The 14,342-nt window shown below is 37.4% G+C and carries 13 protein-coding genes; 4 read left to right on the top strand and 9 right to left on the bottom strand.

All coding sequences use genetic code 11. The annotated features are described in order from the left end of the window. Nucleotides 1-11 precede the first annotated feature (11 nt). From fliE to H4J62_RS00710, 4 genes are all read right to left on the bottom strand, one after another. On the bottom strand, nucleotides 12-377 hold the full coding sequence (fliE, locus tag H4J62_RS00725; RefSeq protein ID WP_070374634.1) for a flagellar hook-basal body complex protein FliE: 366 nt from the start codon (nucleotides 375-377) through the stop codon (nucleotides 12-14). A gap of 217 nt (nucleotides 378-594) precedes the next feature. Beyond that, nucleotides 595-1,935: a sigma-54 dependent transcriptional regulator gene (locus H4J62_RS00720; protein ID WP_182213515.1), complete on the bottom strand. Its 1,341-nt coding sequence runs from the start codon at nucleotides 1,933-1,935 to the stop codon at nucleotides 595-597. Further along, nucleotides 1,922-3,109, bottom strand: coding sequence for a PAS domain-containing sensor histidine kinase (locus H4J62_RS00715; protein WP_182213514.1), 1,188 nt, complete (start codon nucleotides 3,107-3,109; stop codon nucleotides 1,922-1,924). The genes H4J62_RS00720 and H4J62_RS00715 overlap by 14 nt, the downstream gene beginning before the upstream one ends. Nucleotides 3,110-3,355: 246 nt before the next feature. Continuing rightward, entirely contained in the window at nucleotides 3,356-4,825 is a 1,470-nt protein-coding gene (locus H4J62_RS00710) for a sigma-54 dependent transcriptional regulator (protein WP_182213512.1), read from the bottom strand. A 566-nt stretch (nucleotides 4,826-5,391) separates the two neighbouring features. Between H4J62_RS00710 and H4J62_RS00705 the strand changes: the two genes are divergently transcribed. The 4 genes from H4J62_RS00705 (at nucleotide 5,392) to H4J62_RS00690 (ending at nucleotide 6,908) form a co-directional block, all read left to right on the top strand. Beyond that, nucleotides 5,392-5,676, top strand: coding sequence for a hypothetical protein (locus H4J62_RS00705; RefSeq protein WP_182213510.1), 285 nt, complete (start codon nucleotides 5,392-5,394; stop codon nucleotides 5,674-5,676). An 89-nt stretch (nucleotides 5,677-5,765) separates the two neighbouring features. Then, nucleotides 5,766-6,164, top strand: a complete 399-nt coding sequence (gene fliS / locus H4J62_RS00700; RefSeq protein ID WP_182213508.1) for a flagellar export chaperone FliS — start codon at nucleotides 5,766-5,768, stop codon at nucleotides 6,162-6,164. Then, complete coding sequence (locus tag H4J62_RS00695; RefSeq protein ID WP_182213506.1) at nucleotides 6,164-6,553, top strand: hypothetical protein; 390 nt, start codon at nucleotides 6,164-6,166, stop codon at nucleotides 6,551-6,553. The genes fliS and H4J62_RS00695 overlap by 1 nt, the downstream gene beginning before the upstream one ends. Nucleotides 6,554-6,749: 196 nt before the next feature. Continuing rightward, a complete protein-coding gene (locus tag H4J62_RS00690) occupies nucleotides 6,750-6,908 on the top strand; it encodes a hypothetical protein (protein WP_182213504.1) in 159 nt (52 codons plus the stop codon). 336 nt (nucleotides 6,909-7,244) lie between these two features. On the opposite strand, the gene fliD is transcribed toward H4J62_RS00690, so the two are convergent. The 5 genes from fliD to flgL form a co-directional block, all read right to left on the bottom strand. Next, entirely contained in the window at nucleotides 7,245-8,684 is a 1,440-nt protein-coding gene (fliD, locus tag H4J62_RS00685) for a flagellar filament capping protein FliD (RefSeq protein WP_182213502.1), read from the bottom strand. A gap of 148 nt (nucleotides 8,685-8,832) precedes the next feature. Then, complete coding sequence (locus H4J62_RS00680) at nucleotides 8,833-9,252, bottom strand: flagellar protein FlaG (protein WP_259365003.1); 420 nt, start codon at nucleotides 9,250-9,252, stop codon at nucleotides 8,833-8,835. Nucleotides 9,253-9,396: 144 nt separating this feature from the next. Next, nucleotides 9,397-10,950, bottom strand: coding sequence for a flagellin (locus H4J62_RS00675; protein ID WP_182231309.1), 1,554 nt, complete (start codon nucleotides 10,948-10,950; stop codon nucleotides 9,397-9,399). Between the two features lie 418 nt (nucleotides 10,951-11,368). Continuing rightward, entirely contained in the window at nucleotides 11,369-12,925 is a 1,557-nt protein-coding gene (locus H4J62_RS00670) for a flagellin (protein ID WP_182231308.1), read from the bottom strand. Between the two features lie 186 nt (nucleotides 12,926-13,111). Next, nucleotides 13,112-14,335 carry a flagellar hook-associated protein FlgL gene (gene flgL, locus H4J62_RS00665; protein ID WP_182213497.1) on the bottom strand — a complete coding sequence of 408 codons (1,224 nt, stop codon included), beginning with the start codon at nucleotides 14,333-14,335 and terminating at the stop codon, nucleotides 13,112-13,114. Nucleotides 14,336-14,342 lie beyond the last annotated feature (7 nt).

Genomic DNA, 14,342 nt, shown 5'->3' with positions numbered 1-14,342 from the left:
CTAAGGTATTGTTAAACTGGCATATTCATTATTTCTTTATATGCTTCAACAAACTTATTACGTACTTGTACGGTGGCATCAAAAGCAATACCAGCTTTAGCGGAAGCAACCATGGTATCAGCGAGCGTAACGCTTCGGTCGCCCATTTCAAAAGCTATTTTCTTTGCTCCAGACTCTTTTTGAATATCATTGACATTATTCACCGCATCTTTAAGCATATCGCCAAAATTACTGGTCGACTTATTCAGCGCTGGAATAGCGCTGTCTCCCATACCAAGGTTATTGCCCATTTTTTCAAATGAAGCCCCCTGCAACGAAGAGTTTCCAAGCGACATACTTTGCATTTGTGCGTATAAAGAATTGGTATCGATATTCATGAGCTACTCACTTGTGTCAATTTTTTGCTACTAAGCCTATAAATAACGGTTTAAGTAACGATATAACGATGATATTGCAAGCATGGTGCCAGTATGAGAATTAAAGAATTATCGAGGTTATGGAAGGTTTAATGAGTGAAAACTGCAAATAACAGTAAAGCCAATATTTTAAATGAAAATATTGGCTTTATAGGAATATTACCCTTTTTAGCTATTGTTAGGCTGGTATTTGAATGCCCGAATCACGCATTCTTGCTATTTTATAGCGAAGCGTTCTAGGGCTAATGCCTAATCGTTCAGCAACATCTTTACGGCTACCTTGGCAAGCGGTGAGGGTATCAAGAATAATTTGATGCTCTTGTACTTTTAATTCATTACCAAGCATGTCTTCGCTATTATTTTCTAACGCCACATCAGTAATAATTTCACTGTCGAAATTTTCAATTAACAAGTCACCGGCATTAATAATCTGGTCGCTATGCAAAATAATGGCTCGTTGAATAACATTGTCTAATTCACGAACATTGCCTGGCCAATCGTAACTCGTCAGTTTATTTCTCGCCGAAGCGGTTAGTTCTGGAATAGCCATGTTATTCGCTAACGATGCTTGAGTAATTAAATGTTTGGCTAATGGCACAATATCATCTCTGCGTTTATTTAATGCTAACCAAGTTAATGGAAAGACATTTAAACGGTAGTAGAGATCTTCACGGAATATACCATCTTTTACAGCAACTCTTAAATCACGGTTGCTGGTTGCTATAACACGAACATCAAGCTTAATTGTTTTACGACCTCCTAAGCGTTCAACTTCTCGCTCTTGTAAGACCCGTAAAATTTTTGCTTGTAAGCCAAGATCCATTTCAGTGATCTCGTCTAATAAAATAGTACCGCCCTGTGCTTGTTCAAATTTACCTGGGCACGCTTGAATGGCTCCGGTAAAGGCACCTTTTTCATAACCAAATAAAGTCGCTTCCAGCATATTCTCTGGAATTGCAGCACAGTTTATAGCAACAAAGGGCTTATCACTTCGGTTCGAATGGTAATGAACGTATTGTGCTAATACTTCCTTGCCAGAGCCACTGGGGCCGAGCACCATAACAGAAGCATCTGTGGTCGCGACTTTCTTTGCTAACGCTAATAGTTCAATACTTTGTGCGTCAGCAACCACAGGTTCATGCCGACTAGTCACATTCAATGGCACATATTGGTTAACCATATTGAGTAGCACTTCTGGCGCAAAAGGTTTTGCCATATAATTACAGGCGCCATCACGCATCGCTTGAACAGCATCATGAATCGTACCGTATGCCGTCATTATCAGCACAGGTAAATTTGGCCAATTTCTTTTAATACTATTGAGCAGTGTTAAGCCCGACATACCATCCATTTGCACGTCACTAACGACGAGATCAACACTTTGTTCTTTAAGCGTGAGTAAAGCATCTTCACCTGATTGAGCTTCAATACATTGATAACCTGATAACTTTAAAGTATCCATCAGGGCTTCACGTAATCCTGCATCATCTTCAACAACTAATATTTTACTTTGATTCATTAGTGTTCTCCCCGTTAACATTGTTTGTGTCTAAAATAGGTAAGTGAATACAAAAGTGCGCGCCCTCTCCTGGCTTACTCACTAAGCGAACATCGCCTTGATGAGCCTTAGCAACTGACTTTACCACCGCTAAACCTAAGCCGGTTCCCTGTGCCCTTGATGTATAGAAAGGTTCAAAAATTTTATTGGCAAGCTCTTCACTAATACCTTGACCATTATCTTGTACACTAATATAAGCGTATTCATTTTGGCAGTAGGTGGTAATGGAAATCTCCGCACCCTGCTTAATAACTTGTAAACTGTTGTGAATTAAGTTTTCAATAGCACCGCTTAACGCACGTTTATTACCTAAGATTTGGCAATCATCATCACAAAGCTTAATGTTTACTTTCGCTTTGGCCTGAACGATTAATGCTTCTACGGCGTTAACTGAATGCGTAATCAATTTATTAATTGAAAGTGGTTCAACAACTTTTTGCTTGCCACTTTTTGAAAACAACAACATATCGTTTACTTGCTGTTCTAAGTCGTGCAAGCGCGCCATTAATTTGTCTTGAAAGCTACTTCGATCGTCTGAAGAAAGCTTTTTATTTTTTAAATTTGCACCATATAACATAGCGGCAGAAAGTGGTGTGCGAATTTGATGAGCAAGCTTTGAAACCAAATGACCTAATGACGATAAACGCTGCATATGGCTAAGCTTATCTTGTAATAAACGCGTTTCGGTCAAATCAGTGATCATAATTAACTGGCCAGGTTGATCACCTAAAGCAGTAATTTCTAATTTAACCCGGCGGCCGTCTTTCAATGACACTTCATGCCAATCGTCGGCACGAGGTTTAAACGAGCGTTTAATAACATCAAACCAAGCTTGACCAAGAATCGGTTCATCGAGTAACAAACTAGCAATTTTATTGGTTTTAATAACAATACCGTTACCATCAAGCATTATCATCCCGGTCGGCATAACATCAATAATTTGCTCAAGTTGATTAGACTTTTGACGAAGTAACGATAGCTCGCCACGGTATGCTTCACTTTCTAACGTATCGCTATGAGCAAATGACTGCGGAGTAAAAACAAATTTAGCTTTATGAAACAGATTATCTTCCACACAATGAATGGGTGTAGACAATTTAGAAGATGCTGATGAATGTGAAACTGCAACGGCCATATACTTTACTCAATTTAAAAATACCAACTGAATAAAGCATTAATTATGCCAAAGAGGTTTTATATTAATTTACATGATGTTAGAAGCGATTTTTAGAACAATTCTTGCCGTCAAAGATTTGGCTTTACTGTCTAATAATATTCAGTTCAACCAAAGACAAAGACGCTAACCGTCGCGATACTTTCCAGTACAACGGCTGGTGTAATAACGGATATAACAATCAATACACCTGGTTAACGTAGGATATTAGTTCGTGTTTTTTTGTAAGTTATACTTACGCATTTTTTCAACTAATGTAGTTCGACGCATCCCTAATAGTTCTGCCGAGCGTGCAACAACCCAGTCATTTTTCTCAAGTGCTTGGTTTATCATCGACACTTCAAGATCTGCTAAGTATTCTTTTAAATTCAAGCCATCGTTTGGCAAAACATCAACCACAGATGCTTCTTCTGGTTGGTCAGCAAAACTGCTGGTATCTTCTTCGTCATCATAATCAAAGCCAGAAAATAGCTCATTTATCGCATCACGTTCTTGCAACTCATCAGGGTATTCAGGTTGATACTCTTCAACATCAATATGACGATACTTTGCTGGTAATTCACTGACATTAACCACTTGCTCAGCAAACATAATGATCATACGTTCAATTAAGTTAGATAATTCTCGAACATTACCTGCCCAAGCATGTAATTTTAAAGATTCAATCGCTTGCTCAGTAAAACGAACACTTTGTCCTTGCTCTGCTTCAAAACGAGAAATAAGTTCTTTAATCAGTAATGGAATATCTTCTTTTCTATCACGTAATGCCGGTGTTTCAATAGGAAAAACATTAAGACGATAGAATAAATCTTCGCGGAATGTGCCCGCGGTGATCATATCTTCTAAGTGCTGATGGGTTGCAGCAATAATACGCACATTGGTTTTAATACTCTTTGCGCCACCGACACGCTCAAAAGTACGTTCTTGCAGAACACGAAGTAGCTTCACTTGCATGGGTTGAGGCATATCACCTATTTCATCAAGAAATAACGTGCCACCCTCAGCCATTTCAAAACGCCCTTTACGGGTAGAAATAGCGCCCGTAAAGGCACCTTTTTCATGACCAAATAATTCACTTTCCAATAATTCACCGGGTATAGCGCCACAGTTAACCGGAACAAAAGGCCCTTTAGCGCGGTCAGATAAATTATGAATATTACGTGCCACAACTTCTTTACCCGTACCTGACTCACCTAAAACCAAGACACTCGCTTGCGTACTAGCCACTTGTTCAATTAAAAAGCGCACTTGTAACATAGGTTCACTGGCGCCCACCAAAGAGCGGAATAACAAATTAGGACCGTTGTGATTTCGCTTTGAGGGTAATTGGTTATGGTATTGATGACAGTGGTGTACTTGCTCGGTAAGCTGAGCATAATTTAAAGGCACAGCTAAACTGCCTAAAACATTAACAGCACCACTTAATAAAGTCGCGTCGAGTACATCATGGAGGATAAAAGGTGTTTCAGGGTGTTTTTTAACAAAATCGACCAGTAAATCACTGACCTTGCCACACAAAACCACCGTAAGAATATTATCAGTTTCTTTAAAATACTGCTCAATATCATCTTCAGGACACACATAAAAATGTTCACCGACAAATGATAATACGGTCGCTATTTGATCGCGTCTGGCAATGTCGTTATCAACGACAAGTACATGTTTTTGACCCTGCATATATCTAAAAAAACCATATTTTTGTTATCTATAATTTTATTCTAGCGAGATATAGTAAATAAGCAACAATAAATTGACACTGTAACGTCATAAAATTGACTTAAATAGTATGATATTTTTACTCGATAAATAAAGTCAGATAGCGAGACTCTATCTTAATGATAAATATCGTTACCTTCATATAAATATAAAATATCTAAAGATAAGTAATAATTTGCCGATAAATGCTTCAGGATAATTTGTTTATAGCAGAGTCCTATAGTTCCTATAAATACAAATATGGCAAGCTTATTGTGTAAAAACAACTACAGATAAAAAATAAATATTGCAACAGAATCAATATTTAAAATTGTTAAGCTAATACTAGTGTCAAAAAGTTGTAATCAATATAAATAATCACTTTTCAATTTTAATGCGGAAAGAACCGTGAAAAATATTTTTTATTTTTATATCAACTTCAATAACTTAACTTTAAAAACAGTAACAAACTAATAAATTAACAAGTTTGGCATAATAAAAGCATGGTTATATTTATCAATAACCATATCTTAAAAATAGGAAATCAGATGTTGATCATAAATGGCACTGCTGAATTAATGCATGATAATAAAGAGTTTACTAAAGGAACCCGTCACGAGTTCAATATGTTCTCAAAAGAAATGCCTTTTGAACAGCAAATCATGCAAATAGAAGAGTATTTAGTCACCCGCGGTTGGGATAATATTGAGGTAATAAGCAACGGTGTTTTAAATAACAAAGAAGATATAACTCATGATGTGTTACTGCAGGCTTATCAAAAAGCACAAAATGAAGGCTTTGCGGTAACTGTAAATAACCAACCTTTAGTTTAAGTTAGCTAACTTAAAAGTTAACGTCTAAAGGTATTGTTTCAATTCTACAAATTTTCTATACTGAAGGTATAGCTAACGAGGAGGTGTCTATGACACATGCATCACTTAAAAAGTATCAACAAACCAATAAAAGTACTGCTCAGCAGGCATCACCTTATCAATTAGTTGCTATGCTATTTCAAAAATTATTAGGTAATATCGCTACCGCTAAAGGCGCAATTTCACAAAATAATTTTGAAAAAAAAGGCACTGAACTATCAAACGCTATCGCTATTATTGGTGTTTTAGAGGGCTCTCTTGATTTTAAACAAGGTGGTGAAGTTTCAGAAAACTTAGCTTCACTTTATAAATATTGTTCAGAACAGTTATTAGTTGCTAGCACTAACAATGACCCTGATAAGCTAGAGGAGGTTATCCAAATATTATTGCCTATTAAGTCTGGCTGGGACTCCATTCCTGTAGAAAGCCAGGGTAAGGTTAGTTTTTAGTGCCAAATAACACTAAACGTTTTATTGAACAAATAAATGATATATCGCGACAACTCTTGTCGCGTATATTATCAGTACAGACAAGTCTACAGCCCACTCAAAATGAATCATCTTTAGAAAGTACTGAAGAAACCCCCTCAAATGAAGAGTTAACTGACTTAGTGACCGCTAGACAAATATTAATCACTGACTTATTTGAACAGAACACTAGTGAAGATATAAGTTCACACATGTCTCTTCTACAAGAGATGCTTACCCTTGATAGTGAGTTAACAACCAATTCTGCAAGCTGTAAACAAGAAATAGCTGAGCAAGTATTAAACTTAAAAAAGAGTAAAAAAGTATCAAAATCTTATCAAAACCTTATCAAAAACACTAATCAACCATAAGTAAATCACATAAATATCAATCACTTACAAGGCCATGCGGGCAAGTTAACACCTTATTTATTGGTGTTCACTGCTAAGTATATCCTCCTACATTACGAAAACGTTTAATTTTCAAATAAACACAACTATACTTTACTATGCGCTAGGTAATAATTGGCAACCGTCATTACCTAGTTCAATAAAACTGGAGTGCAATATGTCTGTTGCTAACCCATTAACTGCAAGTAGTAATATCTCACTTAGCATTATGTCTAACGCAAGTCCTGCGATCAAAGAAAAGCCGTTAAAGCCTGGTTTAGGAGTTTTTACAAAGGACATCGTTGAAATTTCACAACTTAGTCTTGAACAACAATAACAAAAGGAAACTCAAATAGATGCATCAAGAGACATAGAAGATATTGCCAATGACGTCATCAGCGTTATTACAATCATAGGTAGGGCGCGAACAATTGGAACTTAACTAACAGCCAAGCAACTACTCTATAGTAAAATTGCTAGTTTATTGTAAGTTAATTTATATTAATTATAGAAAGTCATATATTCAACTTAACAAAAAAAAGGATTGCAATCAAAGTAGCATTTATTATTAAGTCAATAAGCAATGGGGTAAACAGACACTAATTAAAAAACACACTAGAGCTTTCGAAATAAGATTTTGAAATATAAGCATTTCCACTTAAAGATTCAGGGTTTACTTATTTTGTTTAACCACACCTGGCATATTATCTAACTGCGCGGTAATATAGCTACCTGTAGCATTTAGATTGGCTACCAACAAATCCATTGCATTATATTGGCTATACAGTCGTGCTTCCAAATCATCCATTCTTCGACTAAAAGAAAGACGATCATCATCTAAATTTTCTAATTGGTTTTTCTTACTATCAATTCGACTTTGAATCACCCCATCAGAATCTGTATAAAACTTCATCAATGTATCAACTGATGCGGCGAAGCCAGGGGCATATTCAGAGCCAACAAAAAAGTTTTGAATACCATCTACATCTTTTGCAACAAATTCATTTAGGTCACTTTTATCTAACGTCAATACACCATAACGATCACTTCGAACACCTAACTGCGATAACGATATGCTTTCACCACCACTGGTCTCAAAAGGAGTGCTGACTTGTTGACGTAATTTACTCATAACGCCTCTTAATAGAGAGTCGCCTACTAGCGGGCCAGTACTGCCTTCTCCTGCTTGCCCTAACGTTTTACTTAGCGATAAAAGACTATTGTAGTTTTTAACAAAGTCATTAATCCCTGCTTCAATATTAGCGTTATTCTCACTTAATGTTACGCTGCTTAAGTCATCATCCACACTGTGTTTTTTCTTCGCTGTAATATCTACACCATCAATCACGTTGGTAAACGTATTGGTACTATTAGTAACAACCAAAGAACCATCAATGGTTATCTGTGCGTCAACAGCAGGTGTTGCTTCATCCATGCTTAAGGAATAATTAGGTGATTCAGAATTAGGTTCATAGGCTAAACGTGAAAGACCATCCGCATCGGTGTTATTAAAGCCATCTACGCCAACATCGCCAACATCATCTACAACGATAGTAATTGCATTTGCTAGCCCTGTTTCTTTGCTCGAGAGCACTAAATGCTGACCGTCGTCATCAGTTATAATCGTAGCGATGACTGAATCATTATCGTCACTATCGTTTATGGCATCACGAATATCCGCTAATGTCGCCGTATCTGAAGCCACAACCTCAAAGCTATTATCACCTGAATTTATAGTTAATGTACCTTCACCGACAGCCTCTTCACTGGCGATCCCTACAGAAACTAATTTGTGTTTTTCGGCAAGCGTATCTACTTTTACCGAATAATTACCAACTTCGGCATCTTTATTTGACGCCATAGAGATGAAATCATCATTACCTTTTGCTTCACGTAATTGATATCGATCAGCATCCGCTAAATTAGACATAGAATCTTGCACTTTTTGTAATGCTGATTTAAGTGCACCAACAGCAGAGATATCTGTTGTCATTGCCGCTTCTTTACGATTAAGTCTCGTTTCAAAGGGCACTTTTTCAGCGCCTACAATAGCGTTGACAATGTCGGCTACTTGTAAACCAGATCCTAAACCATTAAATGTAATATTAGGCATAAACCACCACGTTTCATCTATTATAATAGCTATATTAACAAGCTATACTATCTACTTACAGCAACCTATAATTAATAATATTAATTCTCATTAAATATTATTGACTAAATGTTATAAACACCATTTACCTATGGCGATACTTTTATAACTATACATCAGTATTAATAAAATTACCTGTTGCCTCAGAAAGCTTCGCTACTAAATCTAATACTTCTTCTGTGGGGTATTGTTTTATTAAATTACCACTTTTTTTATCTATTACTTTAATTACGTCTCGGCCTGAGTCTTTATCTACAGAAAACTCTAAGCCTTTGTTCATTTCACCAACAAAATCCTGCAAATTTTGCGCCACCTTCTCTAGCTGCTCTGAAGATATTAGCACTTTACCTTGCTGTTCTGAACTATCCGCCTTAGCCACTAATTCAATAGTTTTGTTACCTGTGACAATATCAGACATCGGACTTTTTGCTACGGAACTATCGTGGGCTTGAAAGTCATTTTCAACATTATCAGCTCTGCTTGAGTTAACATTAATACTATTAACCGTTGAAGTGTTTATTGCACTCATCACTAACTCCTAAACATGAAACTAAAATATCACAAGTAAATACGGAAAAAGGAAGGAACTATTAACTAATAGGCCTTCCTCATGTTTTCCTAATTAGTAAGGTTAATTAATAATCTTACTAATTACTTGCGAATGCCTATTCAATTAACCGATTAAGCTTAACGCTGCTTGTGGCAATTGGTTAGCTTGAGCTAAGATTGATGTACCTGCTTGTTGCAATATTTGATTTTTAGTCATTGCCGCAGTCTCTGTCGCATAATCAGTATCTTGAATACGGCTACGTGATGCTGAAGCGTTTTCTTGAATGTTTGCTAAGTTACCAATAGTTTGACTAAAACGGTTTTGTGTAGCACCCAATTCAGCACGCTCATTACCAATTTGCTGTAAAGCCGCATCAATGACATCGATTGCTGATTGCGAACCACCTGCAGTTGAAATATCTACCTTCGCAATTGAACTTAAACTTGTCGATGTATCAAGTACAGCATTTGATGTAGTCGCACCATTAAGTGTCCCTTTACCTGTAACACTTAAACTAGAGAAATCAACATCCAACACTGCGTTAGAAACATCTAAGCGTCCTGTTATAGCTGCACTTTTACTTTTCGTTTCAGTTGTTAACGAAGTTACGACTACAGCCGTACCAATATTACCTGGTGAAGCGGCATCACTATCGTACGCTGAAATTGTACCTGTCTCACCATCGCTCGAAGAGCCATTAATCTCCATAGTAACATCAATATTTTCACCCGTAGCATTGGTAAAGACTAATAAGTTATCTGAACCATCCACTACTATCGCTGCCGAGATTCCTTTAGCCGCTAATGCGGCCTCTGTTGCACTATCAATAGCGGTATCTAAACTTGTAACAGTAGCGTTATTGGTAATGCCTGAAGCGGCTGTAATCTCTACGCCTGCAACATTTAGAGTTATAGTATCCCCGCCATTTGCTGTTGCTGAAAAAGCTCCCACAGACATTTCAGACTTGGCTCCGACACCAAAAACACCTTCAGTACCATTGACTTGACCCGCTAAATCGGCTGCACTCATACCTGTAGTCAAATTAATATTATTTGTCGTGGCACCCGCTGTAACACTTAAGCCATCAGTCGTTGCAAACGTTTTTGCCGTTTCACTCGCCCCTGAAAAACCAGCAATTGCCGCTAATGTAAAACCCTTACCAGTTAAGCCGATATCCTCTGCTGCTGATGACTTCAAGGTTACGCCAATAGTTTGGTTACTGTCAGAGCCGACCTGAAACTGTTGCGTACCGTAATCACCATTTAATAATTTTTGGCCACCAAAGGTGGTGGTGTCAGAAATACGGGTTAACTCTGATTGTAATGCTGTTACTTCTTTTTGCAGTGCTTCACGGTCTGTTTTTGAGTTCGAACCATTTGATGATTGTAATGACAAGTCACGCATACGTTGTAAAATATCAGTCGATGATTGTAATGCTCCCTCAGCTGTTTGCGCCATTGAAATACCATCATTAGCATTACGTTGTGCCACACCTAGCCCACTAATTTGTGAGGTTAAACGCGTTGATATTTGCATGCCTGCTGCATCATCTTTTGCACTGTTAATACGCATACCTGACGATAAGCGCTCCATAGACTGGCTTAACGCTGCGCCTGATTTAGATAAGTTACGTTGTGCATTTAATGAAGTAACGTTAGTGTTTACTGAAATAGCCATTTTTAAAACTCCTGATTACAATATGTAATACGTTAGTTAAACAATTTTTATAAGTCAGGAACCTAATTTGATGCTTTTCATTTTGTAAATCAAATGATGGAAAGTGTCATTAAGTACCCGTTCTAATAACAGTAACGGCAGCTATTAAATTAACTTTAATCTTTTTTACAAAAAACTCATAAACATTTACTTCCCCCTATAAAAATTGGTTATCTCATGAGTTATTAAATAATGTCAATCCAGCCATTTGTTGATTTAAGTACAAGTTTGCTAACTAATAAATGACTGCTGGGTAATTAATCATATAAAAATAAAGTTCCACAATAGAAAAAGGCTGAATAATTTCTTATTCAGCCTTTGTTTTATTTCTATCTTAAACTAGCAGTTTTACATTTTAAAGAGAGCTAGGTAATCAAAACTAACCACCAATCAAGCTAATCGCTGCTTGTGGTATTTGGTTCGCTTGCGCCAAGATTGACGTACCTGCTTGTTGCAATATTTGGTTCTTAGTCATTACCGCAGTTTCTGTCGCGTAATCAGTATCCATTATACGACTACGTGATGCTGAGGCATTTTCTTGAATATTAGCTAAATTACCAATAGTTTGGCTGAAACGGTTTTGTGTAGCACCTAAATCAGCACGAGAATCACCAATTGAAGCTAAAGCCGCATCAATGACATCGATTGCTGACTGAGAGCCACCGGCAGTTGAGATATCAAGGTTAGCAATTGAGCTTAAGCTTGTCGATGTATCAAGTACAGCATTTGATGTAGTAGCACCATTAAGTGTGCCTTTACCTGTAACACTTAAACTAGAGAAATCAACATTCAATACCGCGTTAGAAACATCTAAGCGTCCTGTTATAGCTGCACTTTTACTTTTCGTTTCAGTTGTTAACGAAGTTACGACTACAGCCGTACCAATATTACCTGGTGAAGCGGCATCACTATCGTACGCTGAAATTGTACCTGTCTCACCATCGCTCGAAGAGCCATTAATCTCCATAGTAACATCAATATTTTCACCCGTAGCATTGGTAAAGACTAATAAGTTATCTGAACCATCCACTACTATCGCTGCCGAGATTCCTTTAGCCGCTAATGCGGCCTCTGTTGCACTATCAATAGCGGTATCTAAACTTGTAACAGTAGCGTTATTGGTAATGCCTGAAGCGGCTGTAATCTCTACGCCTGCAACATTTAGAGTTATAGTATCCCCGCCATTTGCTGTTGCTGAAAAAGCTCCCACAGACATTTCAGACTTGGCTCCGACACCAAAAACACCTTCAGTACCATTGACTTGACCCGCTAAATCGGCTGCACTCATACCTGTAGTCAAATTAATATTATTTGTCGTGGCACCCGCTGTAACACTTAAGCCATCAGTCGTTGCAAACGTTTTTGCCGTTTCACTCGCCCCTGAAAAACCAGCAATTGCCGCTAATGTAAATCCCTTACCAATCAAACCTATATCCTCAGCACCCACTGACTCCAACGTAACACCAATAGTTTGATTGCTATCTGAGCCTACTTGGAACTGCTGCGTACCATAAGTACCATTTAATAGTTTTTGACCACCAAAGGTAGTTGTATCGGCAATACGCGTTAACTCTGATTGTAATGCTGACACTTCTTTTTGTAGTGCTTCGCGATCTGTTTTTGAATTTGAGCCGTTAGCTGATTGCAGAGACAAGTCACGCATACGTTGTAAAATATCGGTAGAGGACTGCATAGCCCCCTCTGCAGTTTGCGCCATAGAAATACCATCATTGGCATTACGTTGCGCAACTGCTAAACCACTAATTTGTGACGTTAAGCGCGTTGATATTTGCATACCTGCGGCATCATCTTTAGCGCCATTAATACGCATACCAGAAGATAGACGTTGCATTGAAGTGGCTAAGTTTTCTCCAGATTTTGTTAAATTACGTTGAGCATTCAACGATGTTACATTGGTATTGACTGTTATGGCCATGATATAGCTCCTAATTTTTACATTTAATAGTGTTATTAGAAGCTTGTAAAGCAAGCCTCTGCTCTTTTATTAATAAAATACTGTCCCATTAAATTAATTTAATTTACACTGACAGATTTTTTTGTTTTTTATTACTACAAAAAATAAAGCATGAACCGTGCCACTTAAAAAGTTGCAGTAATAAAATCATATATAATTAAATAAGGTTAAGCCTTGTACTTTGGTAAATGCTTGTTGTGATGCTTGTAACGCTATTTTTGATTGTTCAAACTCAGAAATCGCTTTGGCAAAATCTAAGTCTTCGATGCTTGACTTACCGCTAGAAAGGTTTAATTCCATATCTAGATGCCTACTCTGTTGGCTTTCAAGCACCTGTAAGCGAACACCCGAATCTACTCGTTTTGATGTAATATGAGTCATGGCTGAATTAAACTGGTCGAGTAGAGTATTGTAATCCACTTGGTGTTGTTCAAGGTTTGTAGAAACTGCGCTGTTTTCCATCCAAGAAATAGCATCATTGATGGTTTCAAATATACTAACGTTCTCCTGCTCACTCATGGTAAAGCTATCACCCGGCAAAGGATTGCCGCTTAGGGTAACTTCTATACCATCAAAAGAGATTGTTTGCCCTGCTACGTGGGGCGCAGGTGTCGCGGGTGCAACTGGAAAAGCAATGTTACCATTAACATCCGTTACGGTTAAATCATTCGTTAAAGCGTCAACAGTAAACGTATAATCATGCGGCATGGCACTCGTGTTATAAGTACCTCTGTCGGTAACATTAGCACTAGCTAAGGCTACGCCTGACGTATTAGAAGTATAGTTAGCGGTAAAATCACCAATAGGGTTATCTACCTTTAAAAAAGTAGCATCGCCAGTTTGATTGGTGGGTATTTTTATATTTTTAGCTATTTGTAACTCCTTTACACCAGAGTCACCACTATAAGAAACACTACCGTCAACATGTTGACTAAAGGGTTGTTGATCAGTTTTAAAACCAGAAAATATATAATCGCCGTTTGCATTTTGACTATTGGCAAGTTCAAGTATTTGCTCAAAACTATTTCTAGTTTGTTTGGCTATGGCTTGTATATCCACATCAGTCATTGCGCCATTGTTTGCTTGTAACATCTGATCTTTGATGTTATTTAATATATCCTCTACACCAGCAAAAACAATTTCTTGCATATTATTATGACTTTCAGCCATAGTAATATTGCGTTTATATTTTTCTATGTTGGCTAAGTCATTGTTATAGCCAGCTAAGGTACTATAAGAAATAGCATCATCTTTTGCGGTTAACACTCGTTTACCACTTGATAAGTAAGCCATTTGATCATTAACATCAGAGCTTTTTTGGCTCATTTGCTGTGAACTTTGTAAGTAAAACTGAGCTGTAGAAACGCGCATAAAAATT

This window comes from Colwellia sp. BRX8-5 (assembly GCF_014077325.1).
GTDB lineage: Bacteria > Pseudomonadota > Gammaproteobacteria > Enterobacterales > Alteromonadaceae > Colwellia_A.
This window is presented reverse-complemented; position numbering and strand designations above follow the sequence as displayed.

Bases quoted from the DNA above. Each gene is read 5' to 3' on its own strand.
- fliE (WP_070374634.1), bottom strand. From the start codon at position 377: ATGAATATCGATACCAATTCTTTATACGCACAAATGCAAAGTATGTCG.
- H4J62_RS00720 (WP_182213515.1), bottom strand. From the start codon at position 1,935: ATGAATCAAAGTAAAATATTAGTTGTTGAAGATGATGCAGGATTACGT.
- H4J62_RS00715 (WP_182213514.1), bottom strand. From the start codon at position 3,109: ATGGCCGTTGCAGTTTCACATTCATCAGCATCTTCTAAATTGTCTACA.
- H4J62_RS00710 (WP_182213512.1), bottom strand. From the start codon at position 4,825: ATGCAGGGTCAAAAACATGTACTTGTCGTTGATAACGACATTGCCAGA.
- H4J62_RS00705 (WP_182213510.1), top strand. From the start codon at position 5,392: ATGTTGATCATAAATGGCACTGCTGAATTAATGCATGATAATAAAGAG.
- fliS (WP_182213508.1), top strand. From the start codon at position 5,766: ATGACACATGCATCACTTAAAAAGTATCAACAAACCAATAAAAGTACT.
- H4J62_RS00690 (WP_182213504.1), top strand. From the start codon at position 6,750: ATGTCTGTTGCTAACCCATTAACTGCAAGTAGTAATATCTCACTTAGC.
- fliD (WP_182213502.1), bottom strand. From the start codon at position 8,684: ATGCCTAATATTACATTTAATGGTTTAGGATCTGGTTTACAAGTAGCC.
- H4J62_RS00680 (WP_259365003.1), bottom strand. From the start codon at position 9,252: ATGAGTGCAATAAACACTTCAACGGTTAATAGTATTAATGTTAACTCA.
- H4J62_RS00675 (WP_182231309.1), bottom strand. From the start codon at position 10,950: ATGGCTATTTCAGTAAACACTAACGTTACTTCATTAAATGCACAACGT.
- H4J62_RS00670 (WP_182231308.1), bottom strand. From the start codon at position 12,925: ATGGCCATAACAGTCAATACCAATGTAACATCGTTGAATGCTCAACGT.
- flgL (WP_182213497.1), bottom strand. From the start codon at position 14,335: ATGCGCGTTTCTACAGCTCAGTTTTACTTACAAAGTTCACAGCAAATG.